Genomic DNA, 24603 nt, shown 5'->3' with positions numbered 1-24603 from the left:
ACTTCGTTCGTGACTTTTTTTATTTAGTTGGCGTCGGTGTCGGTGTTTCCGTTTTTGGCGCTTCTTTTTTCTTTTTGTTGAACAAATCTTTGATCAAGCTGTTCGCTTTGGTTTGCACGTCTTTCTTCACATCGGTTTTGGTTGAATCGGTTTTGGGTTTGGTGGCGTTTGAAATCACATTGTTCAGCGCATCTCTTCCGCCTGAAACCAATTTGTCTTTTTGTTGTTTCACCAAGTTGTTGACCAATGTAGTAGTGGCTTGTTTCACGTCGGTGGTTACATTCGGATTTTTGAAATTCCCGCTAAGTAAAGCGTTTATTGGAATCGTTTCAAATTTCTTAGCGTCAGCCGGCGTCAGTTTTCCAATCAAATTATTGATATCGGTGCCCAAATATTTAGCCGGAACATCCAACTCAACTTTGTAATTCATCAATTGGTCAAAACCGTGTGTTCCGCCGATTGTTGCTTTAATATCTTGGTATTTTATATCAAAAGGTTTTACGTTGACTTTTCCGTCTTTGAAAGTTAAAGCCGCTTTCAAATCATTTAAGTTTAATTTGGTCAAATCCACAAAGCCCAGTTTATTGTCCAAAGCGGTCAATAACGTTGAATTGCTTGAATTTACTGTAGTGGAAAGCAATTGACCCAATAAATCGCCCGAAATGCTTTTTAAATCAGGTGTCATTTCTTTGGCATCCAGATTTCCCGATAGTTTAATTTTGGAATTTAATTTGCCGTTAATCACACCGGCAATGGGCGCAATTTTACTCATCATGTCTAATTGGGTAAAGGTTTGTTGAATGTCGACGCCGTTTAATCCTAAATCCATGTTGAATTTCGGTGTTTTTTCTTTGGTGGAAACATCTCCGTTAAAGGTAATGGCGCCACCAAAAATATCGGTTTTCCCGTTTTCTAAAGTAGCTTTTTGATCCTTGATAATTACTTTTCCGGAAACATTTTTCAATACTAAATTATCGTATAAAACCGTATTGGCTTTGGCCGTTAAGGAACAATTCAAAAACGCCGGAATTTTCATGGGCTCACTGGCTTTGGCTTCTTTTGTAGTTTCTGTTCCCGTGGTCATAAAATCACTAACCGCCAATTGATTTGAACTCAGGTTGAAGTCGCCTTTCAACTCTTGGTTTTTAAAGATAAAGCCATAGAAATTTTCCAAAACGCCGGTTACGGCTAAATCAGTTTTTCCGGTTGTGGCATTGAATTGTTTTAAATTCACCCGACTAGGATCAAATGAGACCAATGCGCGACTGATTTTCATCGTTTTCCCGTTTTCGTCAGTATAGTTGAAACCGGTTAAATCCATCGTTCCTGCATTTTTGATTCGGGCGTAATCACTTTTTTCAACCGATTGCATATCAAATTCTGTTTTTACATCAGCTTTTAAAACGCCGGTTAACGGTTTGTCTAATTTTACAGGATAAGCTTTGGTGACATTGGCCAAATTGATTGTGCCTTTGAGTTCCGCATTGACCAAAGCATTTTCGGCTATGTTTTTAATATTCGCCTTGGCATTGAACACGTCTTGATCGATTTGGAAAGACAGTTTGTCTAAGTTGACATAAGTATCGTTCATCAAACCGGTTTCGTTGATGATTTTAGTATCGATAATAATATTTTGAACCGATTTCGGCAAATTCGGATATTGGAACGAAGCGTTGTTGGAAGCAATATCAATGTTGAATTTCGGTACCGTAGTGTCGGTTAATTTTCCTTTGGCAAAACCTTTTACGGTAAAATCACCGTTGGTTTTTACGCCTTTCAAATTGCTTGAATATTGCGCCGGAATCAAGCCCAAAAAGTTTTTAAAGGAAGAAGACGGCGTTTGAAAAGTCAAATCATACACTTGTCCGTCGTCCGTCATTTGGATAAAACCATCAAATTTCAATGGCAATTCGTTGATTTTGGCCTCGTTTTTCTTGAAAGTATATTTACTTTGGTCTAAATCGATTCCGAGAACGGCATACAAAGAAAGCGCTACATTTTTCATGTAGTTGACTTTGTCCATATCGAGCGAAACTTTGGTGGTGGTTTTGGTAGTCAAATCCAATTTGGAAGCCGCAAAATCACCTGTGCCTTCGTGATTGATGCTGTCTAAAACCATTTTGATTTTGGACTTCTCATCGTAATATTTGAACTTAAAATTTTCTATAGAATATTCCTTTATTTTTAAAGAAAGCGGTTTGCTTTTGCCATCATCGGTTTTGCTTTCTTCTTTTAAGGCGATGTCGTAATTGCCAACACCATCTTTGTTGAAAATAATGTTAATCAGTCCGTTTTTCGAATCGATTCCGTCAATTTGCATCGGTTCGTCATCGCTGTTGAACAATTGCCCAATAGACATTTTTAGGTTCAATTCTTCAAAAGCCACTAAAGTATCGCCTTCAAATGGCGCTTTGTTGATGATAGAGAGTTTTTCAATGTTGACACTCGCATTCGGGAAGTTTTTGAACAAACTCAAATCGGCATCTGAGAAAGCGACTTTAGCATCTACTTTTTCATTGATAGCCGTTAGAATTTTGGCCTTGATTTGGTCTTTAAAGAAATACGGAATCGCAAAAGCGGAAACCACTAATAGCAACAAAACAATTCCGACAATTTTCAGGATTTTCTTTAACATGATGTGATAGATTTAGTTACGCATTGGCTAAACAAAAATAATGCCTTTTCGGCATAAAGCGGTTACTATTTATAGAAGTTTTATGATTTTGAGTCAAATGAATTGTTGAGAAATTGTTATTAACAGTCGGTTGGTTTTTGCCTATATTCTGAAATAGTTTTAGTTAATTTGTGCTTCTATGAACAAGCAGCATCAAGTCATTCTATCATTGGGCACCAACCAAGGCAACCGTCTCGAAAACATTGAGCGTTGTATTGATGATTTGCATCAGGAAGTCGGGACAATTATTAGGGTTTCCAAACTTTATGAAACACCGTCTTGGGGTTTTGAAAGCGAGAAGTTTTACAATTGTGCGGTAATTATGAATACACACAAATCGGCACACCAAATCTTAGAAGAAGTCTTGTTGCTCGAGGAAGCCTTAGGCAGAGTTCGAGAAGATAAAGAAGGGTATCAAGCCCGAATTATAGATATTGATGTCATCGCTTTTGATGAAGAAATCATTGCTTCCGAAAAATTGCAAGTGCCGCATCCGGAAATGCAGAATCGTTTGTTTGTGTTGTTGCCGATGCGCGATTTAAACCTGGATTGGCGTCATCCCATTTTGCAGAAATACCTACACGAATTATTGGTGTTGTCGGAAGATAAAAGCAATTGTAAAGTGGTGCAAAACCTCGAAATCCCGATAGCCAAAATCAAATTAGACCATTTCAATTATATTGCGATAGAAGGAAATATTGGCGCGGGGAAAACCACATTAACCAATAAATTAGCAGAGGATTTCAATGCTAAAACCGTATTGGAACGATTTGCAGACAATCCGTTTTTGCCAAAATTTTATGAAGACCAAAGTCGGTATGCGTTTCCGTTGGAGATGTCTTTTTTGGCCGACAGGTATCAGCAAATATCTGATGATTTAGCACAGTTTGATTTGTTCAAAGACTTTATCGTAGCCGATTATCACATTTTTAAATCATTGATTTTTGCCAAAGTGACTTTGGCCGAAGATGAATTCCGTTTGTACAAAACGATGTTTGATATCATCTACAAAGAAATGCCTAAGCCCGATTTGTATATTTATTTGTACCAAAGCACCGAAAGACTTTTGGCCAATATCAAAACCCGAGGCAGAAGCTATGAGCAGGAAATTCCCGCGGAGTATTTGGAAAAAATCAACAACGGATATTTAGATTATATCAAATCTCAAAAGGATTTGAACGTATTAATAATTGACGTAACCAACAGAGATTTTCTAAACAATCAGGATGATTATGTTTTTGTGTTAGAAGAAATTCGAAATAAAATTCAGTAATTTTTTATCTCAACATTGCAAAATGTCCTTTAATTTCCGGTGTGCTGTCGTTTATTTTGGCTACAAACCAATAATCGGTTGAGGGTAAAAGATTGCCGTTATAAGTGCCGTCCCAAAATGGATTGTAATGATTTAAAACCGCAATCATTTTTCCAAATCGATCAAAAATCAGTACTTCTGCATTGGGGAAGAAATTGGCGCCTTTGATTGACCAAGTATCGTTAATATTATCTCCGTTTGGCGTAAAAAAAGCGGGAACAGAGATTACTATAAAGGTTTTTTGATCAAAGCCACATTGGTTTCTTTCCCGGACATAGCCTATATACATTCCGCCTTCACTTACCGTAAAAACATTCGAATTTTGGTATACAATGCCATCTAAGGAATATTCAAAATCACCACTTTGGGTGGTGTTGATGGTTACTTCTAAACCATTAGTTTCTATAGATGAAATTACCGGTTGCGCATGATAAGTTATGCTGAAATTCTTTGTTTTAGAACAACTTTCCGGTGCCGGTGTTGTTACCACAACTGAATAGTCGGTTAAGCCATTGCTTACAATGGTTTGTGTTGTTTCTCCGGTCGACCAAAGATAAGTCATGTTTGGATTTCCGGCACTAAGAACAGCTGTATCTCCTTCACAAAGTTCAATAACCTCGTCTGTCACTACAGGTGAGGCATAAACTTGAATTTCAACAGTTTCTCTATCAGAAAGACAGCCGTTATTATTGGCTTCAGCATAGAAAAATGTGTCTTGGTGAATGTTGGGCACAGCAAATTGAGTTCCGGTAAAAATGGGAGAGGTGCTTGTTGGACTATCATACCAATAGATTATGCCCGAAGTCGTAACCAAATTGATAGTTGTATTGCTCCCGTCACACATAAAATAGGGAGAACTTACCGTCAAAACAGGCTTTGGTGTTACCGAAGCGGTCACCGGAATTCTTGAAGTGTCAGGACAACCGCCCGAATGGGCCGCTGCGTAAAATAGGGTGGTAGAAGCTATGTCGGGCGTGGCAAAAGAATTGCCGGTGCCTATAGGTGTTCCGCCTGTGGGAACAGAATACCAATTGACCGTTCCGGTATTTGAAACGGCTTGCAATGTAACCGAACCCGTGCCGCATCTTGAGGCCGAGGTAGAAGAAGTAATGGAGGCAACAGTCAAAGTTGTGCTTGTGGCAATATTTAAGGTAGGGTCGCCAGGAGTACCGCCATATTCCACTATATATCCTTTGGGTTGGTAATTTCCACTGGTATCTCCTGTATTGGATAAATCATTCCAAGAGCCCGGAATCCCCACTCCCGGAGCGGTAATGTGGGCATAATCTTCATTGCCGGCATTGTTGGGTTCTCCCGAATTCCAAAAGGCGTAATTGTTGGTAAAACCTGTCGCAGTTCCGTTCCAGAAAACAGTGCCGATTTCCGGACCGGTCATCCATTTCCAAATCCCTTCTGTTTCTTCGTCGCTTCCGCCGATCCAACCGGCACCGGTGGTTTGTTCGCCTGAAATTTGCGCTTCTTCTGCTGAGGTTATGGTCGCCAAATAACCTTGCAATCCATAATAAGTGCTGTTTTGTGCCGCTATTTTAGCGGAAGACCAGGTAATGCCTAAATTGGGAATGTAAAGATAATAATGACCATTTGAAGGAAGATAATTGGCCTGTCCGATAGTTATGGAAAAGTTACGAGTGCCGGAAGGATTTGCTGCACCGGAAGTAAATTCAATGTCTTTTATGGCTGCAACCAATTCAATATAAGTCGGTTGCCCTGTGATGCCTGTCAATGTTAATGTTCCTGTTGTAGCGTTCCAGCCTGCATTTATGTTGGGATGTGTTCCGGTCAATGTCAAAGCATCATTCCCTAAATCATAACCCGATGAAATCTGGATGTAAATAGCATCAATTCCTGTGTCATCCGGATCAGTGATGGTCATATCAGTAACTATCTTCATCGATGTGCCCGGACAATAAATTTGATTTCCTACAGCAGTCAGCGTAGGAGCAATATTGGCAGTTTGTATTTTGCTCAGAGAAAGAGATGCACTCCCATAAGTGAGGGGTGAGGTGCAAAACAGTATTACTAAGAATGCAATGAAATTCTTTTTCATGGCCATAAAAATAATCAAAAACTGACCTTTTTTGTTATAAAATTATCTTAAATGTAAGTTGGAAATTAAAATTTCATCTTTTGGAAAAAATCCCAAACTACAATTCCGGCACTAACGGATATGTTTAAGGAATGTTTGGTGCCGATTTGAGGGATTTCAATGGATCCATCACAAAGTTCTATGGCTTTTTGAGAAACGCCAAAGACTTCATTGCCAAAGACTAAGGCATATTTTACGGTTTTATCTACTTTGAAATTCTGAAGAAAGACCGCGTTTTCAACTTGTTCTACAGCAAATACTTTAGTGTTTTCTTTTTTAAGATTTTGAATCACGTTGGTGACATCCTTTTGGTACTCCCAAGTAACCGTTTCGGTAGCGCCTAAAGCCGTTTTGTGAATTTCTTTGTGTGGAGGAATTGCGGTAATGCCGCACAGGTATATCTTTTCAATCAAAAAGGCATCGGCTGTTCTGAAAACAGAACCGATATTATGAAGACTTCTGATGTCATCAAGAATGATAATGATGGGTGTTTTTTCGGCTTCTTTAAAGTCGGCAACCGATTTGCGTTCTAATTCTTTATTTTCAAGCTTTCGCATTTCTTTCTTTTTATTTATATGATTGCCTCTCCGCAATACGGCAAAGATATTCAAAAAAAAAGTCCCGATTAAATCAGGACTTTTTAGAATTTATAATTAAGTACGATTAGCTTTTTGTAGGCTCAACTTTAGTTTCAGCTGGCAATACATTTCCTTTGATTGTCAAAACTTTATTTTCTTGACCTACTGCGTTTGATTTTACAGTAACTGTTTTTTGGAAAGATTGTCCGGCTCTTGAAGTGTCATATTTCACTCCGATTACACCTCTTTCTCCTGGTTGGATTGGTTTTTCCGGTTTAGAAGGAACGGTACATCCGCAAGAACCTTGAGTGCTTTCAATGATTAATGGTTTTGTTCCGTTGTTAACGAATACAAATTCTCTTTTTCCGTCAGAGTTAGCAGGAATTGTTCCGTAATCAATAGTTTCGTTTTCGAATAACATTCCCGGTCCGTCAACTTTTGGAGTTTCTGCTTTTGCAGCTGTTTTTGTAGCCACTTTTTTTGCTGTTTGAGCATTAGAGTTTGTAACGCCAAAGGCAACTAAGGCAGCAAGTAAAATTATTTTTTTCATCGTATTATGTTTTTAAGTTTCTGTAGCAAATCTATCCAAAATTTAAAACCGAGTCATTTTTTTTGCCTTAATATTAAATTAATTTTTTTTGCATCAGCAATTCGGTCTAAAATAATTAAATTCGCTTTCTTATAAATTTAATACAAAATCCATTGTCAGCCAAAGAAAACAAAGCCAAGGAAACGCCTTTAATGAAGCAATACAACGAGATCAAAAGAAAGTATCCCGATGCGTGTTTGTTGTTTAGAGTAGGCGATTTTTATGAAACCTTTGGGGAAGATGCGATTCGGGCTTCTAAAATATTGGGTATCGTTTTAACCAAACGCGGCGCCGGTTCAGAAACAGAAACCGCTTTAGCCGGATTTCCGCATCATTCTTTGAATACTTATTTACCTAAATTGGTTAAAGCCGGACTACGCGTAGCAATTTGTGACCAATTGGAAGATCCAAAAATGACCAAAACCATCGTAAAACGCGGAGTAACCGAATTGGTAACACCGGGCGTTTCGATGAACGATGAGGTTTTGAATTCAAGGGCTAATAATTTTTTGGCTTCGATTTATTTTGGTAAGAAACAATTAGGCGTTGCCTTTTTAGATGTTTCTACCGGAGAATTTTTAACGGCACAAGGCAATGAAGAATACATTGATAAACTGTTGCAAAATTTCAACCCGAGTGAGATTCTAATCCAAAAGAACAACAAAGGGCAATTCAAAGAGTCTTTTGGGGAAGATTTTAATGTGTTTTATCTCGAAGATTGGGTTTATAAGGAAGATTATGCGGTAGAAACTTTGCAAAATCATTTTCAGACCAATTCGCTCAAAGGTTTTGGCGTAGAGGAATTACCGGATGGTATCATCGCTTCGGGCGCCATTTTGTATTATTTATCGGAAACCCAACACAATAAAGTTCAGCACATCACCAATATCCAACGCATAGCCGAAGATGCTTATGTTTGGATGGATAGATTTACCATTAGAAATTTAGAATTATACCACAGTCATTCTCAAAATGCCGTAACGCTTTTGGATGTGATTGACCGAACGCTTTCGCCAATGGGTTCGCGTTTGTTGAAGCGTTGGTTGGCTTTGCCATTGAAAGACATTAATAAAATAAGAGGTCGTCACGAAGTGGTTTCTTATTTGAAAGACAATCAGGAAATTCTTCAAAAAATCCAATACCAAATCAAGCAGATTTCCGATTTGGAGCGCTTGATTTCTAAAGTGGCTACCGGAAAAATTTCACCTCGCGAAGTTATTTATTTAAAAGAATCTCTGGATGCCATTATTCCGATAAAGACCATAGCGTTAGCAAGTAAGCAAGAAGCGGTTCGCGTGATTGGAGACAATCTGCATGCTTGTGATTTGCTTCGAGAAAAAATAAAAACGACACTGAATCAAGACGCACCGGTAGCGATTTCAAAAGGAAATGCGATTGCGACAGGAGTTCATACTGAATTAGACGAATTAAGAAGCATTGCATTTTCCGGCAAAGAATATTTGGAAGGCATTGAAGCCCGAGAATCTGAGCGCACCGGAATTTCTTCGTTGAAAATATCTTTCAATAATGTTTTCGGCTATTATATTGAAGTTAGAAATACACATAAAGATAAAGTTCCGACAGAATGGATCAGAAAGCAAACATTAGTCAATGCCGAAAGATACATCACCGAAGAACTCAAAGAATATGAAACCAAAATTCTTGGCGCCGAAGAAAAAATCCACCAAATCGAAAGCCATTTGTTTGAACAATTGGTGATTTGGATAGGTACTTATATCAAACAAGTACAGTTGAATGCTAATTTGGTAGCCCAATTGGATTGCCTGACTTCATTTGCGCAACTGGCGATTGAGAATGATTACGTGTGCCCGATTTTAGACGAAACTTTCGAATTGGAAATCACAAACGGTCGTCATCCCGTGATTGAAAAGCAATTGCCGGTGGGTGTTCCTTATGTGGCCAACGATGTTTTCTTGGATAGAGAAACCCAACAATTAATTATGATTACCGGACCAAATATGTCGGGTAAGTCAGCGATATTAAGACAAACCGCTTTAATTGTTTTATTGGCACAAATGGGAAGTTTTGTTCCGGCAGAAAAAGTAAGAATGGGCGTGGTCGACAAAATATTTACTCGAGTGGGTGCGAGCGATAACATTTCAATGGGTGAATCGACTTTTATGGTGGAGATGAATGAAACGGCTTCCATCTTGAACAATATCTCAGACAGAAGTTTGGTTTTGTTAGATGAAATCGGTCGAGGAACCAGTACTTATGACGGAATTTCGATAGCTTGGGCGATTGCTGAGTTTTTACACGAAAATCCGGCAAGACCAAAAACACTATTTGCGACGCACTATCATGAGTTAAATGAAATGAGTGAACTGTTGCCAAGAATTCAGAATTATAATGTTTCGGTCAAAGAGTTAAAAGACAATGTGCTTTTCATCAGAAAATTGGTCAAAGGCGGAAGCGCCCATAGTTTCGGAATTCACGTAGCCAAAATGGCCGGGATGCCACAAATGGTGATTCAGAAAGCTCAAAAACTTTTAAAGAAACTCGAGAAAAACCATTCCAGCGAGGCGCTCAACACCATAAAATCGGCCAAAGATGAAATGCAGCTCAACATTTTCAGCATGGATGATCCTTTATTGGAAGAAATCAGAGAAGATATTCTGAATTTAGATATCAATACTTTGACGCCGGTGGAAGCTTTGATGAAACTAAATGAGTTAAAAAGAATGTTGTTGAAAAAATAACGTTATCGGTTGATTTTGCTAATCAGGGAATTAGATTTTCAAAAAGTTTTTTTCCAAAAAAGGTTTGTATAATTCAATTTTAGTATTACATTTGCATCCGCAATACGGTACAAGTGTTGCGGTTCTTACAAAATTTGAAATGCGAAAATAGCTCAGTTGGTAGAGCGCGACCTTGCCAAGGTCGAGGTCGCGGGTTCGAGCCCCGTTTTTCGCTCAACTACTTATAATGCTCGAGTGGTGAAATTGGTAGACACGCTGGACTTAAAATCCAGTGAACAGCAATGTTCGTGCGGGTTCAAGTCCCGCCTTGAGTACAAAGCCTCTAACTTTATGTTAGAGGCTTTTTTTATGTTTTTCACTTTGATTTTTAAATATGACTGTAGCTTTTGCGGATTCAACTTCGTAACTTCGAAGCTGCTTTGAAAGCAAAAGCCTCTAATTAACATTAGGGACTTTTTTTATTTTAATTACTTTAAATTCTTATGGGAACTTTTGTTATCACTAAAAGATTGAATGACCTTTACAAATTTGAGTTTGTCTCCAGGAAAGGGAAGACTATTTTTACCAGTGCCGATTACGAACTTCGTTTTGAATGTGAGGAAGCTATCGAGGATTTCAGGGTTTCGATCGATGCTTGTCGGTTTCTTAGGTTTAAAACCGCTAAAGGCAAGTGTTTTTTTAAGTTGATGAAGGCCGAAACGGTTTTGGCGACGAGCCGAAAGTACTCGACGGAGTTGATGATGCAAAAAGGGATTTCGGAGATTGTTAAATACGGTTCTAAAGCTGAAATTCTTGATTTTTCAGCCGGAGACTCTATTTTTTCAGAGCTGTAATTTTTTTTTTGGAGTTTATATAAAAAAAGAAAGCCACGCATTGCGTGGCTTTAATTCTTTTAAAAATAATTAGTTACTAATTATTTTTTTTCAGCTGGAGCTTCAACTGCTGGAGAATCAACTGCTGGAGAATCAACAGCAACTTCTGGAGTTTCAACAGCTGGAGAATCAACTACAGTTGTATCAGCAGCAGCAGCGTCAGTAGCCTCAGCTTGTTTACAAGATACTACAGTTAATGCAGCAACAACAGCTAAACTTAAAAATACTTTTTTCATCTTACTTAATTATAAAAGGTTAATTATTAATTCGGAGCAAAGATATAAATTTTTTTATTTGGAAAAACTTTTATTTAACTTTTTTTAAAAATCTCTATTTTGCTTCGGTTTTTACTTCACAACAATCATGCCAAAGCTTAAGAATTGCTTAATTTCTTCTATTTTTTCTTTGGAGTTATAATTTTCATCTCTTTGATTAAATTATCCGCACCGGCAAATTTATCGATTACAAACAATACATAACGGATGTCAACCATGATGTTTCGGCATATTTCAGGAGAGTAATAAATGTCGCTCATTGTTCCTTCCCATACTCTGTCAAAATTCAGGCCAATTAAATTTCCGTTAGCATCAAGTGCCGGGCTACCGGAGTTTCCTCCTGTGGTGTGATTTGTAGCTATAAACGCTACCGGCATTTTGCCTTTCACACCGTAATTTCCGTAGTCCTTAGTATTGTATAAATCTATTAGTTTTTGAGGAACATCAAATTCATAATCACCCGGAATGTATTTCTCCATCACACCGTCTAAATAAGTAAACGGTTCGTAAACCACTGCATCATTAGGCTTGTACCCTTTAATCTTACCGTAAGTCACTCTAAAAGTACTGTTAGCATCCGGGAAAATTCGGTCTGACTTTTGGCTCAATTCTAAAATGGCTTTCATATACGTTCTTTGTGTGGCCACATTTCTCAAATTGATTTCATCATATTTTGGTGCCACGTTTTTCAAATAACCATCCGCCATGGCTTTAATCACTTGGAATCCTTTGTCTTTATTCAAGTTTTCTAAAACGGTTTTGCTTTCACCGGTTAGTAATACTTTTATTTTGTCATAACTCACCAGTTGCGATTGTGTAAAAACTTCGGTAGCCAAACTTGTAGCATTGACATTTTCAAAAGCACTAGGCAAAAACTGTTTCGGATATTTTTTCGCGTAAATTTCTATCAATTTTTCAAAGACTTTTTCGTCAACATTCGCATTAAAATCTTTGTAAAAATCGCCTAAACCATTGATTAAATTGTTTCTTCGGTCATTGAAAGATTGCTCTCCTTTGGTGTTGTAAATTTGCTCTAACTGGTATAATTTATAGCCCAAACTCAGAATTTCAGTGTTGCGCAAAGCCACTTCTGTAAATACATCTCTGGCCAAAGCATAGTCTCTGATTTCTGCGTAATTTTTTTCAAAATCAGCCAATAAATTACCATATTCTGCTTGTTTTCCGGCAGCGGTTACTTTTTGCTGAAAGCCGGCTTCAAATTCTTTTTTAATACCTACAGCATTAGATTTTTTCAATCCTTTGGTTTCGCCCATCCATTTTTTCCAGGAATTGGCCATGCTGGCATTTTTAGAGGCGTATTGAATTTTAATCGCGTTGTCTTTTCGCATGAATTCGTTTTGCACTTTCAATGCGGCATCGCGAATCTCAACTTTAGCCGGATTCAAAGTGGTTACAATTTGCTCAACAGCCACTGCCGGTAAATATTCTTGGGTTCTTCCCGGATAACCCATTACCATGGTAAAATCATTTTCTTTCAATCCTTTGATAGAAATAGGGAAGAAATATTTGGGCTTGTAAGGAACATTTTCGGGAGAGTAAGCCGCCGGGCGATTGTTTTTATCGGCATAAATTCTAAACAATGAAAAATCACCGGTATGTCTTGGCCAAACCCAGTTGTCCGTATCGGAACCGAATTTTCCAATAGAACTTGGTGGTGCGCCAACTAAACGCACATCGCGGAAAGTTTCGGTTACAAATAAGAGGTATTGGTTGCCGTCATAAAACGTTCTGATGCTGTTTTCCTGCCAAGATTCTTTGGGTAATGTTCGACTCAAAACACCTATATTTTCTTGAATTTTTTTCTGCTTTTCTGTTTCAGAGGACAAACTTGTTACGCCTTCAAGAACCTTTGTAGTTACATCTTCAATTCGAATGATGAAGGTTACAAATAAGTCCTTGTTGGGCAATTCGTCTTCCATTTTATAAGCCCAAAAACCATCAGTCAAGTAATCGTGCTCAACCGTGGAATGACTTTGAATGTTGTCATAACCACAGTGGTGATTGGTTAAAATCAATCCTTTGTCGGATATGACTTCTGCAGTACAACCACCGTCAAAATGAGGTACGGCATCTTTTAAACTGGATTTATTGACAGCATAAATGTCATCGGCACTGATTTTCATGCCTAAATTTTTCATTTCGGTTTCGTTCATTCCTTTCAATAAAGAAGGAATCCACATGCCGCCTTGTTGGGCCTGGGTTTGAACAAAAACAAATAAGAGAAGAAGTCTTAAAAATTTCATGAGCTTGGTTTGTTTGTTAAGTTTATTTGTTTGTTTTTAGTTTGAGTTGTTACAAATATGCCTCAAAATAACATCGGTGGCGCCGATATTCATTTGGACAAAAGTCTCGCAAATGTGTCCTTTTTCATGGCGAATGTCTTCGTTTGAAATTAAATTTTGCAAAGCATCATTGAGCTCACTTTGATTTGAAATGGAGATACAACCTTCCATATTAACCAAGGCCGTAGCTTCTGCAAAATGCGAATAATTCGGACCAACCACAATCGGAATTCCAAAAGTTGCCGGTTCTAAAATATTGTGCACGCCCGGATTACCAAAGCCGCCGCCAACATAAGCAATATCAGCATAACTGTAAATTTTGGTCAAAATACCGATGGTGTCAATGATAAAAACTTGAAATTCGGTCAAATTTCGGTTTTCCTTTTCCGAAAATAAAACAGTTGATTTTGTAATTTGAGATTGAAGATTCGAAATTTGTTCCGTTTTAATGTTATGCGGTGCGATGATGAACTTGACATCGGCATTGGCTTGGTTGATAAAGTTCACCAATAAATTTTCGTCTTTGGGCCAAGAACTTCCAATGACAATCGTTGTGGTATTGTTTTTAAATTGTGCTATAAAATCCAACGAATTGTTCCGCTCTAAAATAGAAACCACTCGGTCAAATCGTGTATCGCCTGAAATTTTTACATTTTGGTAACCCAAAGATTGAAGCAATTTTTTAGAGCTTTCATTTTGGACAAAAAAGTAGTCAAAGGTTTTCAATGCATTGCGATAAAATCCGCCATACCACTTGAAAAAAGCTTGCTTCTCTCTGAAAATCCCGGAAATCAAATAGGTTTTGATATTCGATTTCTTCAATTCATTCAAATAATTCGGCCAATATTCATATTTTATAAAGAAAACCAAGTCGGGATGAACCCATTTCAAAAATTCTTGAGCGTTCAATTGGGTGTCCAAAGGCAAATAAACCGTTACATCCGCAATCGGATTGTTTTTGCGAACTTCATAACCCGAAGGCGAGAAAAAAGTCAGTACAATTTTGTGATTTGGAAATTCCTGCTTGATGCGTTCCATGACCGGCAACCCTTGTTCGTATTCGCCTAAAGAAGCCGCATGAAACCAAATGGTTTGATCTTTGTGATTAATTTTGGCCGCTAAAGTTTCAAAAACACTTTTTCTGCCGTTGACAAACAGTTTTATTTTGGGACTGAAAAGTGCCAATACTTTCACAAGTTGTGAAGCCAAAACCAGTAAAATATTGTATAAAAAAAACATCCCTAAAATTTTGATGCGCTAAAATACGTTTCTTTTACGGAACATGGAATTCTACTTCAGAATTTCTTACTTTTGCTACTCATAATTTTTTAGAACATGAGAAAAATTCAGATGGTTGACTTAAAAAGTCAATACGAAAAAATAAAAGACACCGTAAACGCTTCGATTCAGGAGGTTTTAGATACTACTACTTATATTAACGGACCATTGGTTCACGAATTTCAGAAAAATCTTGAGGAATATTTAGACGTGAAACACGTGATTCCTTGTGCCAACGGAACTGATGCTTTGCAAATTGCTATGATGGGCTTGGATTTAAAACCGGGCGATGAAGTCATTACTGCCGATTTTACGTTTGCCGCCACTGTTGAAGTAATTGCATTGTTACAATTGACTCCGGTTTTGGTGGATGTGGATATCGTAAATATGAACATTTCTATCGAGGCGATCAAGAAAGCGATTACGCCCAAAACCAAAGCCATTGTACCTGTACATTTGTTTGGTCGCGCTGCCAACATGGAAGCCATTATGGCGATTGCCAAAGAACATAATTTATATGTAATTGAAGACAATGCCCAAGCCATTGGCGCCAACTGTAAATTCTCTGACGGTACTAAAAAGAAAGCGGGAACGATTGGTCACGTAGCTTCAACCTCATTTTTCCCTTCTAAAAACTTAGGTTGTTACGGCGATGGTGGTGCCATTTTTACCAACGATGATGCATTGGCACACAAAATCAGAGGAATAGTAAATCACGGAATGTATGTGCGTTATCACCATGATGTAGTAGGCGTAAATTCTCGTTTAGATAGTATTCAAGCCGGTGTTTTGAATGCTAAATTGCCTTTCTTAGATGCTTATGGAAAAGCGCGTCAAGATGCGGCTCGTAAATACTCGGCAGCCTTTGAAGGCCATAAAAATATTATTGCACCAACGATTTGTGATATCTGTGATTGCCACGTTTTCCACCAATATACATTGAGAATTATTGATGCCGACAGAAATGGTTTGATGGAACATTTATTGGCGAAAGGAATTCCGTGCGCGATTTATTATCCGATTCCGTTGCACAGTCAGAAAGCTTATGCGGATTCACGTTACAAAGAGGAAGATTTTCCGGTAACTAATCAGTTGGTAAAAGAAGTAATTTCATTGCCAATGCACACCGAATTAGATGACGAACAAATTAAATTCATCACCGACAGCGTTTTAGAGTTTTTAAAATAGTTGATGGTTTATGGTTGATAGTTGATGGTTTTTCATCTAACAACCGACAACCAACAACCGACAACTTAATTTATGAAAGTAGTAGTAACAGGCGGATTAGGATTTATAGGTTCACATACCGTGGTTGAATTGCAAAACCAAGGTTTTGAAGTAGTAGTGATTGATAATTTGTCAAATTCATCCATTGCGGTTTTAGATGGGATTGAAAAGATAACCGGGAAAAAGCCTTTTTTTGAAAACATCGATTTAAGAGAAAAAGCAGCGGTTCAAAATTTCTTCAAAAAGCACCATGATGTAGTAGGCGTTATTCATTTTGCAGCCTCAAAAGCGGTAGGTGAGAGTGTCGAAAATCCTTTATTGTACTACGAGAACAACATCAATGCGTTGGTTTACGTATTGCAAGAACTCACAACATTGCCACAAGCTAATTTTATTTTCAGTTCTTCCTGCACGGTTTACGGTCAGGCTGAAGTCATGCCAATTACCGAAGATGCTTCGATACAGCCGGCAATATCTCCTTACGGAAATACCAAGCAAATTGGGGAAGAAATTATTGTGGATGTTGCCAGAGTTACCAATTTAAATTCCATTTTACTTCGCTACTTTAATCCAATCGGAGCACATCCAAGCGCTGAAATTGGTGAATTACCCTTAGGTGTACCGCAAAATTTAGTGCCATTTATCACCCAAACCGCCATGGGTTTACGTCAGGAATTATCGGTTTTCGGGAATGATTATCCAACGCTTGACGGCACTTGTATTCGCGATTATATTCATGTAGTAGATTTGGCGAAAGCACACGTTGTGGCTTTACAACGTTTATTAGACCAACAAAATTTAGAGAAAGTAGAAACCTTCAACTTAGGAACCGGCACCGGAAGCTCTGTTTTGCAAGTAATTCAGGCATTCGAAAAAGTATCCGGACAAAAATTACCTTATAAAATGGTAGCTCGAAGAGAAGGCGATGTGATTCAGGCATACGCCAATACTGATAAAGCAAGAGAAGTTCTGGGATGGAAGACTGAATTGTCTTTAGAAGAAGCTTTGGCCTCTGCCTGGAAATGGGAGCAAAAAGTTAGAAGTTAAGACTCTAAAAACAGCAACTTAAGTGTTGCAAATCTCTTTTTTAAATGAATGAAAAACCCGATTTCAAATTATTATTCTGTCTATTTACAGTAGCGGTAGTTTGGGGTACCACTTATTTAGGCATTCGTGTCGCCGTTGAAACCATGCAACCTTGGTACATAACTTCCACCCGACAAGGTTTAGCGGCTTTGATAATTTTGGTTATTTTATTGTATAAAAAACAATTGGCTTGGATTGGGTGGGAAAACTTTAAACTCCAATTTATACCGGCGATTTTGATGATTGTTTTGGCCAATGGCTTTACTACCATTGCAGAGCAAAGTGTTCCGAGTGGTTTGACTTCTATACTCAGTGCACTTTCGCCCTTGGTCGTTTTTTTAGGCGGAACCATGATTGGACAACAAAAACCAAGTATCAAAGGATTTCTGGGTGTAATGGTGGGTTTCTTAGGGGTCGTTTTTATATTCAGAGATGGCTTAGGCGATATTTTAGATCCCAATTACAAAACCGGAATCTTTTACTTGAGTATTGCTATTTTATCTTGGTCAGTTGGAACGGTTTACACGAAAATGCACACGCACAAGTCGAATAACATTGCTTTGAATTTATTTTACCAATTTTCAATCGCTGCGATAATTCAGTTTGTTTTGGCGCTAATATTAAATCCTGATGTGGATTTCAATGCGTGGAGCTCGAGAAGTATATTTGCTACTTTATACCTTTCCGTTTTTGGCTCCGTGATTGCTTTTTTCGCCTACCACTATGCTTTGAAAAGAGTCACAGCCACTCAAGTTTCTGTACTCAATTATATCAATACTATTATTGCGGTTTTCCTGGGTTGGTTGTTGTTGGATGAAGTGATTACCTTCGACTTTGTCATTGCTACTGTCTTGATTATTTTGGGTGTATTTATTACTAATTACAAACGAACCCGTGGTAAGTCTAAACAGCCCGACACGAGCGACAGCGAACTGGCGAAGCAATCTAAATAAAAAATCCTCACTTTTAATGAGGATTTAATTTCTATTTAGCCGATTCTTTTAATTTTTTGGCGGCTTCTTCCAATTTGGTGGCGCTTTTGATTTTAGCGCTGTCAATTTCGGCTTTGGTTTTTTCTTTTAAAGAATCTAATTTGCTCTCCGCTTTGACTTTTGCCGAATCAATTTTTTCTTTTACTTCTTCGGTTACTGCGTCTTTAGCTGCATCAAGCTTTTCTTTAGTTTCGTCTTTGCAAGAAGCTAATAAAGCTATCAAGGCAAAGGATAAAATTAACTTCTTCATGATAATTATGATTTAATTTTTAATAACAAATTCGGGTCAGGACAGTTCCGCAAATAGAATGCTAAGGTTTTTGAATTGCAAACGCCTGGATAATCACCTTTTTTATTTTCCATGTCGATGATGATTTGAAAATGCAAATGCGGCGCATAATCACCATTAATAGGAGGCAAGCCCAAGGTAGCGATTTGTTCGCCTTTCTTAACAAAATCACCTACTTTTTTGCCGGTTAAACTATCCAAACTCAAATGACCGTACAAAGTATGGAAAGTGAATCCTTCGATTTCGTGCTCCAAAATAATCGTCGGACCATAATCACCCAAGGCATCATTATTTTGAAAGCTGTGGATTTTACCTTCTAACGCGGCATAAATGGGAGCCGATTCGTTAATCCATAAATCTAAACCAATGTGAATGTTGCGTTCGTCGGTATTGTTATTTTTGAAAACAGTACTTCTTTGGTATAAATTACGGATTTCGTTATAACCGCCAAAGGCAATTTGAGCTTGATGATTTTCTAAATAATTCTGAATGTAATTCTCGTAATCTTTAGCCGTGGCTAATTTTTCAGCAGCCAAATTTTCATTGGTCACCGATAAATCCAACGACACATAATCCGCATAAGCAATGTCATTTGAAATGACTTTAGCCGATTCGGTTTGACGCAAGATTTCGAGTAAGTCTTTCATTAAGCCGAAATCGTTTCCACTTCTCTGTCGATTTTATTCACCAAGCCAACCAATACTTTTCCGGGTCCAACTTCCGTAAAACTAGTCGCGCCATCTTTTATCATTTGTTGCACCGATTGTGTCCATCTTACCGGAGCGGTCAATTGGATGATTAGGTTTTTCTTGATTTCGTGGGCATCAGATACCGCGCTTGCCGTAACGTTTTGATAAACCAGACAACTCGGAGTGTTAAAGGTTGTAGCTTCAATTGCTGCGGCCAATTCTTCGCGAGCCGGTTCCATCATTGGCGAGTGGAATGCGCCGCCAACAGGCAACAACAAAGCTCTTTTTGCACCTGCTGCTTTCATCGCTTCACAAGCTTTTTCTACTGCTGAAAATTCACCTGAGATAACCAATTGTCCCGGGCAATTATAATTTGCCGCCACCACAACACCATCAATAGAAGCACAAACGTCTTCTACAATTTTGTCTTCCAAACCTAAAACTGCAGCCATCGTTGAGGGTTTGATTTCGCAGGCTTTTTGCATGGCTAAAGCTCTTTGGGAAACCAATTTTAAACCGTCTTCAAAAGACAAAGTCCCATTGGCCACCAAAGCAGAAAATTCGCCAAGCGAGTGACCGGCAACCATATCAGGGGTGAAGTTTTCTAAAGTTTTGGCCAAGATTACCGAGTGCAAAAACACTGCGGGTTGCGTTACTTTGGTTTCTTTTAATGCTTCTGCGCTACCCTCAAACATAATGTCGGTGATGCGGAAACCTAAAATTTCGTTGGCTTTTTCGAACAGCTCTTTGGCTACGGCCGAATTTTCATATAAGTCTTTGCCCATACCGGTGAATTGAGCACCTTGACCGGGGAATACGTATGCTTTCATTAGATTACTTTATTGTTTTGAAAAGCAAAAATAGTATTTTTTTGGGAGCGGAAGGGTTTGGGGCTTATTTGGTTTCCATTTTCCCGCTTTTCATTACAATCTCTTCGAGGATTTTCATTACAATCGGGGCTAAAAGGCTACTATTCGTTTTTTGGTAATCTTATAGTTCAATCGAATGGATAATCCCCAGCAATTGTTGGTTCAACTCCGGATTGGTTATGCCTTTTCCAATTTCAAAATTTTCATTGAAACTTGGTAGCGAAAAACTGCCTTTTACAACGCCGCCTTGAAACGGCATCCGTTTTACAGCAATGTCCAAAACAGAACTTCCTCCTCGTGCACCCGGCGATGTAGCTAATAAAAGCATGGGTTTTTCCTGAAAGGTTTTGCCGTTAATGCGCGACATCCAATCCAATATGTTTTTAAAAGCGGTTGTGTAATTGCCGTTGTTTTCGGCAAAGGAAATCAGGACAAAATCAGACTCGCCAATTTTTTGGTAAAAATCTTTAGCCAATTGAGGAATACCGTCTTTCTTTTCCCTGTCTTTGGAATAAATAGGCATCTCGTAATCGTTTAAATCCAAAAGATCAACGGTTGTTTTTTTAAACAGTTTCGAGGCATAAGTAGCCAATTGTTTATTGATAGAATCGCTGCTGTTGGAAGCGCCAAAGGCTAGTATTTTTTTCATTTTTCGTTGTTTAAATAATAAGTCAATGCGCCTGAGGGACACTTTTTGATAGTCTCAATGATTTTTTCTGTGGTGGAACCTTCAGGGGTAATCCACGGTTTTTCCTTGGGCTTGAAAACATCCGGATTATTGCGCACGCAATTGGCAGAATGTATGCATTTTCCCGATTGCCACACTATGGTTACTTCGCCATTCGTATATTCTTTGGTTAGGTCTTTAGGATCCATTATAGAGTGGTGTTAATGGTTATTTTATTTTTCAGAATTTTTGAAATCGGACATTTCTCTGCAATCAAAAGCAAGCGATCTTTTTGTTCGTCACTAATGTTGTTGGGGAAAGTGATACTTCTTGAAATACTAGTTTCCAAATCGGGATTCAGCTCTTGTGCCAGATTCAGCGATATATAAATTTCCGGAATGTCCCAACCTTTGCGGTCGATATACATGCGTAAAGTTGACAAAGTACATCCTGCCAAAGAAGCCAAGAAAGTAGAAAACGGGTCGGGACCAATATTTTGTCCACCAACATTTTCAGGTTCGTCCATCAGCAAAGTCCCGTTGCGCCAAGAAATAGTGCACAAATAATTTTGGGTGCCGATTTTTCCTTCTACGTTATTTTCTAAAAGATTTGCCATGATTGTAAGGTTATAAAACGTCTCTAAATTCGGGAACTTTGTCAAAAACGCTTTTGGCAAACGGACAAAGCGGAATAATCTTGATACCGTTTTCACGAGCATATTCTACGGCTTTGACAACCATTTTTTTACCAAAACCCTTTCCTTCATTTCCGGGTTTTACTTCGGTGTGGTCAATAATGATCTTGTCTTCACCTGCAAAAACAAAAGTCATCATGGCTTCGTGTTTACCATCGACATCAATGTAAAAAAAGCCTTTATTTCCATCGATTTTTAATTGTACTTCGTTGTTCATATTTTTTAAAGTTTACCGCAAATTCGCAAATTAAATAATTCGTGAATTTGCGGTTATTTTTATTTACTGAATCATTGGAACTTCCATTAATAAAATTTCAGCATCGGTTGTAGCTTCGAACGTTACTTTGTCGAAATCAGTGATGCCTAAACCATCGCGTTCGCCTAAATCTTGTCCGTCTGCTTTAACACTACCTTTAATTACGAAAACGTAAAGTCCGTTGCCTTCTTTTTTGCGGTTGTAGTCTAAAGTTACTCCTTTATCCAAATTGCCCATGTGAAACCAAGCATCTTGATGAATCCAAACACCGGCATCATCAGCAAAAGGGGAAAGAATTTGTTGCAATTTATTGTGACGGTCAGACGTGTCTAATGTAATTTGTTGGTAACGCGGTTCTACATTTCTGTATTTTGGGAAAACCCAAATTTGCAACAAATTGGTTCTTTTGTCCGGATTCGGATTGAATTCCGAGTGTTGAATCCCGGTTCCGGCACTCATGACTTGGACATCTCCAAATTTGATCACTTCGGTATTGCCCATGCTGTCTTTGTGTGCCAAATCACCTTCAAGCGGAATGGTGATAATTTCCATATTATCATGAGGATGTGTTCCGAAACCCATGCCGCCGGCAACGATGTCATCATTCAAAACCCTCAAAACGCCGAATTGTACTCTATCCGGGTTATAATAGCTGGCAAAACTAAAGGTATGGTGTGCGTTTAACCAACCGTGGTCGGCATGTCCTCTAGTATTGGCTTTGTGTAAAACGGTATTTTTCATTTGTCTTTAATATTTGTTTTTAGTTGTCAAATGCAATCGCTATAACTTTTTTCTTTTATTTGTTAGATTGCAATGGCGATGTCATAATGTATAAATTTACTAATTATTATGATACAAATTTACAATCATCAAGCGCGTTCTGCACTTAATGTAGATTAAGAAAGAGGTTTTCTGAAGGCAGTGTTCGGAAAGGAATGTTTGGAATTGCAATTACTTTCGTAAAAGCCGACTCTTCATCTTACTAAAGAATTCCGGCGTTACGCCAATAAAAGAAGCGATTTGCTTTTGAGGTACTTTTTGAATGAGCGTTGGGTATTTTTTGCAGAACTTGTCAAAGCGTTCTTCTGCGGTAAGACTGAGGTTGTCCATTAACCGCTCTTGATAGGAAACCAATGAGTTTTCGACTATGATTCTGAAAAAACGCTCCAATTTTGGGATTTGATGGTAGAGTTCTTCTTGGTTTTCTTTGGAGAGCAAAACCACTTCAGCATCTTCTAAAACTTCGATAAAAAGATTGCCGGGTTTTTGTGAAAGCAAACTGTACATGTCGCCAATCCACCAACCTTCGCAGGCAAAGCTCAACACATGTTCAACAATGTTGTCATTGATATTAAAGCTTCTGAGCAAGCCCGAATTGACAAAATAAGAATGTTTGCAAACTTCACCCGCACTCAAAACGATGGTTTTGGCTTTGTAGTGTTGGGTTTCAATTTTAGACAAAAAAAGTAACTCTTCCTCGGGAGAAAGAGTTACGATTTTTGAAATATTATCTAGGATTTGAGCCAAGCGTAAGTTTTATTTTCTTGGAAGTAATTTGAATTCTGTTACAACAAATACATTGTTTTTTAATTCCCCAACTACTTCAGCTTTTCTTACCGCTGAACAAAATCCGTCAGCAGCATGGGCATCGCCGTGGTCATCTAATTTTGTGCCTTCTACAAAGTAAGGTTTGCCATCTACCATCACGGCTAAATCACATCCTTTTTTGATTTCTTTCATGCCAAACATACATTGTCCGCAAGCCACTTCTACAATTACGGGTTCTTTGGCTACAGCTTTTTTCTCTTGAGCATTCATGGAGGTTACGCCCAACATAAAGGCAAGAATTAAAAATACTTTTTTCATTTTTTACAGGTTTATGGTTACTAATTTTGCTACTTCTTTCGCCTTTTCAGTGACTGTTTCAATGTTGGTTCCCAATGAATCATGGGTTAAAACAACACCCATTCTGCGATAAGGTCTTGAAGTTGGTTTTCCAAAGATACGAAAATCTGTTTTAGGTAAGGCAGCTACCGCTGAAATTCCGGAATAGGTTGGGTTGTTGGAATTGCCATGAGCCAAAATTACCGCACTAGCTCCGGCTCTTTCCTGTGTGATTTCGAATATAGGCAAGCTTAAAACCGCACGCAAATGCAATTCAAATTCGTTAAAGTTTTGCGTTCCGGCTAAAGTAACCATTCCCGTATCGTGTGGTCTAGGCGATAGTTCTGAGAAATAAACGCCTTCATCGGTCAAGAAAAATTCTACACCGAAAAGTCCTGCACCACCAAGCGCTTCGGTTACTTTGCGAGCCATGTCTTGTGCTTCTTTGAGGTCTTGATCTGAAACTTGTGCCGGTTGCCAACTTTCCTGATAATCGCCGCGTTCTTGTCGGTGACCAATTGGCGCACAGAACAACGTTGGATTGTCATTTTGAGTAACGGTCAACAAAGTAATCTCGGAGTTGAAATTGACAAAGGCTTCTACAATCACTTCCACGATATCGCCACGCGAACCTTCTTCGGCGTATTGCCAGGCTTTGGCAATATCGGCTTCGGTTTTGATGGTCGATTGTCCTTTGCCGGAGGAACTCATTAACGGTTTTACCACGCAAGGAATGCCAACTTCCGCCACTGCTTTTTGCAATTCAACGGCTGAAGTTGCATACCGATAATTGGCCGTTCGCAAGCCTAAATCTTTGGCGGCTAAATCGCGAATCGCTTTTCGGTTCATGGTGAAATTGGCTGCTTTGGCCGAAGGCACAACGGTTATGCCTTGTTTTTCGTAATCGTAAAAACGCTCAGTGCGTATGGCTTCGATTTCGGGAACGATGAAATCAGGGTTGTGTTTGGCTACAATGCGGTCTAGTTCGATGCCATCGAGCATGTTGATGACTTCAAATCCGTGTGCGACTTGCATGGCCGGAGCGTTTTCATAACTGTCGACAGCAATTACGGTTTGCCCGATGCGTTGGGCCGCGATAACGAATTCTTTGCCGAGTTCGCCTGAGCCTAAGAGAAGTATTTTTTTAGTCATGGTTTGTAGTTAGCAGGGTTTGCGCGAAGGATTGGAGCAAGTACCGTGTACTGCGGAAAGCCTGGCCCAATGGGCGCGCCCTAATTAATA

At 38.7% G+C, this 24603-nt stretch carries 24 protein-coding genes and 2 tRNA genes; 8 read left to right on the top strand and 18 right to left on the bottom strand.

All coding sequences use genetic code 11. From position 1 onward, the window contains the following. Positions 1-19 precede the first annotated feature (19 nt). A complete protein-coding gene (locus HA632_RS04115) occupies positions 20-2635 on the bottom strand; it encodes an AsmA-like C-terminal region-containing protein (protein WP_176305941.1) in 2616 nt (871 codons plus the stop codon). A gap of 178 nt (positions 2636-2813) precedes the next feature. Here HA632_RS04115 and folK point away from each other — a divergent pair, with 178 nt between their 5' ends. Continuing rightward, a complete protein-coding gene (folK, locus tag HA632_RS04110; RefSeq protein ID WP_176305940.1) occupies positions 2814-3947 on the top strand; it encodes a 2-amino-4-hydroxy-6-hydroxymethyldihydropteridine diphosphokinase in 1134 nt (377 codons plus the stop codon). A 4-nt stretch (positions 3948-3951) separates the two neighbouring features. Here the strand turns inward: folK and HA632_RS04105 are convergent, their stop codons facing one another. The 3 genes from HA632_RS04105 to HA632_RS04095 all read right to left on the bottom strand — a co-directional run bounded on the left by HA632_RS04105 (position 3952) and on the right by HA632_RS04095 (position 7221). After that, entirely contained in the window at positions 3952-6054 is a 2103-nt protein-coding gene (locus HA632_RS04105; RefSeq protein WP_176305939.1) for a T9SS type B sorting domain-containing protein, read from the bottom strand. Positions 6055-6119: 65 nt separating this feature from the next. Continuing rightward, entirely contained in the window at positions 6120-6650 is a 531-nt protein-coding gene (locus HA632_RS04100; RefSeq protein ID WP_176305938.1) for an RNA methyltransferase, read from the bottom strand. A gap of 106 nt (positions 6651-6756) precedes the next feature. After that, positions 6757-7221, bottom strand: coding sequence for a DUF1573 domain-containing protein (locus HA632_RS04095; RefSeq protein WP_176305937.1), 465 nt, complete (start codon positions 7219-7221; stop codon positions 6757-6759). 152 nt (positions 7222-7373) lie between these two features. Between HA632_RS04095 and mutS the strand changes: the two genes are divergently transcribed. The 4 genes from mutS (at position 7374) to HA632_RS04075 (ending at position 10813) form a co-directional block, all read left to right on the top strand. Then, a complete protein-coding gene (mutS, locus tag HA632_RS04090; protein WP_176305936.1) occupies positions 7374-9980 on the top strand; it encodes a DNA mismatch repair protein MutS in 2607 nt (868 codons plus the stop codon). A gap of 141 nt (positions 9981-10121) precedes the next feature. Further along, positions 10122-10194, top strand: a tRNA-Gly gene (locus tag HA632_RS04085). A 14-nt stretch (positions 10195-10208) separates the two neighbouring features. Continuing rightward, positions 10209-10294 (top strand) — tRNA-Leu (locus tag HA632_RS04080). A 168-nt stretch (positions 10295-10462) separates the two neighbouring features. Further along, positions 10463-10813, top strand: a complete 351-nt coding sequence (locus HA632_RS04075) for a DUF1508 domain-containing protein (protein ID WP_176305935.1) — start codon at positions 10463-10465, stop codon at positions 10811-10813. An 80-nt stretch (positions 10814-10893) separates the two neighbouring features. On the opposite strand, the gene HA632_RS04070 is transcribed toward HA632_RS04075, so the two are convergent. The 3 genes from HA632_RS04070 to HA632_RS04060 form a co-directional block, all read right to left on the bottom strand. Then, on the bottom strand, positions 10894-11088 hold the full coding sequence (locus HA632_RS04070; RefSeq protein WP_176305934.1) for a hypothetical protein: 195 nt from the start codon (positions 11086-11088) through the stop codon (positions 10894-10896). A 158-nt stretch (positions 11089-11246) separates the two neighbouring features. Then, on the bottom strand, positions 11247-13391 hold the full coding sequence (locus tag HA632_RS04065; RefSeq protein WP_176305933.1) for a S46 family peptidase: 2145 nt from the start codon (positions 13389-13391) through the stop codon (positions 11247-11249). A 36-nt stretch (positions 13392-13427) separates the two neighbouring features. Then, positions 13428-14669, bottom strand: a complete 1242-nt coding sequence (locus HA632_RS04060) for a 3-deoxy-D-manno-octulosonic acid transferase (RefSeq protein WP_176305932.1) — start codon at positions 14667-14669, stop codon at positions 13428-13430. Between the two features lie 96 nt (positions 14670-14765). Between HA632_RS04060 and HA632_RS04055 the strand changes: the two genes are divergently transcribed. The 3 genes from HA632_RS04055 to HA632_RS04045 all read left to right on the top strand — a co-directional run bounded on the left by HA632_RS04055 (position 14766) and on the right by HA632_RS04045 (position 17974). Next, positions 14766-15896 carry a DegT/DnrJ/EryC1/StrS aminotransferase family protein gene (locus tag HA632_RS04055; protein WP_176305931.1) on the top strand — a complete coding sequence of 377 codons (1131 nt, stop codon included), beginning with the start codon at positions 14766-14768 and terminating at the stop codon, positions 15894-15896. 72 nt (positions 15897-15968) lie between these two features. Further along, positions 15969-16982: a UDP-glucose 4-epimerase GalE gene (galE, locus tag HA632_RS04050; RefSeq protein WP_176305930.1), complete on the top strand. Its 1014-nt coding sequence runs from the start codon at positions 15969-15971 to the stop codon at positions 16980-16982. A 44-nt stretch (positions 16983-17026) separates the two neighbouring features. Further along, on the top strand, positions 17027-17974 hold the full coding sequence (locus tag HA632_RS04045) for a DMT family transporter (protein ID WP_176305929.1): 948 nt from the start codon (positions 17027-17029) through the stop codon (positions 17972-17974). A 31-nt stretch (positions 17975-18005) separates the two neighbouring features. Here the strand turns inward: HA632_RS04045 and HA632_RS04040 are convergent, their stop codons facing one another. The 11 genes from HA632_RS04040 to purT form a co-directional block, all read right to left on the bottom strand. Then, positions 18006-18263 carry a hypothetical protein gene (locus tag HA632_RS04040; RefSeq protein ID WP_176305928.1) on the bottom strand — a complete coding sequence of 86 codons (258 nt, stop codon included), beginning with the start codon at positions 18261-18263 and terminating at the stop codon, positions 18006-18008. Between the two features lie 5 nt (positions 18264-18268). Then, entirely contained in the window at positions 18269-18949 is a 681-nt protein-coding gene (locus tag HA632_RS04035; protein ID WP_176305927.1) for a peptidoglycan DD-metalloendopeptidase family protein, read from the bottom strand. After that, complete coding sequence (gene fabD / locus HA632_RS04030) at positions 18949-19821, bottom strand: ACP S-malonyltransferase (RefSeq protein WP_176305926.1); 873 nt, start codon at positions 19819-19821, stop codon at positions 18949-18951. The genes HA632_RS04035 and fabD overlap by 1 nt, the downstream gene beginning before the upstream one ends. 160 nt (positions 19822-19981) lie before the next feature. Continuing rightward, positions 19982-20509, bottom strand: a complete 528-nt coding sequence (locus HA632_RS04025) for an NADPH-dependent FMN reductase (RefSeq protein ID WP_176305925.1) — start codon at positions 20507-20509, stop codon at positions 19982-19984. Continuing rightward, a complete protein-coding gene (locus HA632_RS04020) occupies positions 20506-20736 on the bottom strand; it encodes a (4Fe-4S)-binding protein (RefSeq protein WP_176305924.1) in 231 nt (76 codons plus the stop codon). Before HA632_RS04020 ends, HA632_RS04025 begins: the two co-directional genes overlap by 4 nt. After that, complete coding sequence (locus HA632_RS04015) at positions 20736-21143, bottom strand: OsmC family protein (RefSeq protein ID WP_176305923.1); 408 nt, start codon at positions 21141-21143, stop codon at positions 20736-20738. The genes HA632_RS04020 and HA632_RS04015 overlap by 1 nt, the downstream gene beginning before the upstream one ends. A gap of 10 nt (positions 21144-21153) precedes the next feature. Then, positions 21154-21438, bottom strand: a complete 285-nt coding sequence (locus HA632_RS04010) for a GNAT family N-acetyltransferase (protein ID WP_176305922.1) — start codon at positions 21436-21438, stop codon at positions 21154-21156. Between the two features lie 63 nt (positions 21439-21501). Then, positions 21502-22218 carry a pirin family protein gene (locus HA632_RS04005; RefSeq protein WP_176305921.1) on the bottom strand — a complete coding sequence of 239 codons (717 nt, stop codon included), beginning with the start codon at positions 22216-22218 and terminating at the stop codon, positions 21502-21504. A gap of 210 nt (positions 22219-22428) precedes the next feature. Next, entirely contained in the window at positions 22429-23004 is a 576-nt protein-coding gene (locus HA632_RS04000) for a Crp/Fnr family transcriptional regulator (RefSeq protein ID WP_176305920.1), read from the bottom strand. A 9-nt stretch (positions 23005-23013) separates the two neighbouring features. After that, the gene (locus HA632_RS03995; RefSeq protein WP_176305919.1) at positions 23014-23343 is read right to left on the bottom strand and encodes a DUF6370 family protein; all 330 of its coding nucleotides are present in this window, start codon (positions 23341-23343) and stop codon (positions 23014-23016) included. 3 nt (positions 23344-23346) lie between these two features. Continuing rightward, complete coding sequence (gene purT, locus HA632_RS03990; RefSeq protein ID WP_176305918.1) at positions 23347-24513, bottom strand: formate-dependent phosphoribosylglycinamide formyltransferase; 1167 nt, start codon at positions 24511-24513, stop codon at positions 23347-23349. Positions 24514-24603 lie beyond the last annotated feature (90 nt).

This window comes from Flavobacterium sp. J49 (assembly GCF_011742145.1).
Classification (GTDB): Bacteria; Bacteroidota; Bacteroidia; order Flavobacteriales; family Flavobacteriaceae; genus Flavobacterium.
Note: the sequence above shows the minus strand (reverse complement) of the source record. Positions and strands in the feature narration are given on the sequence as shown.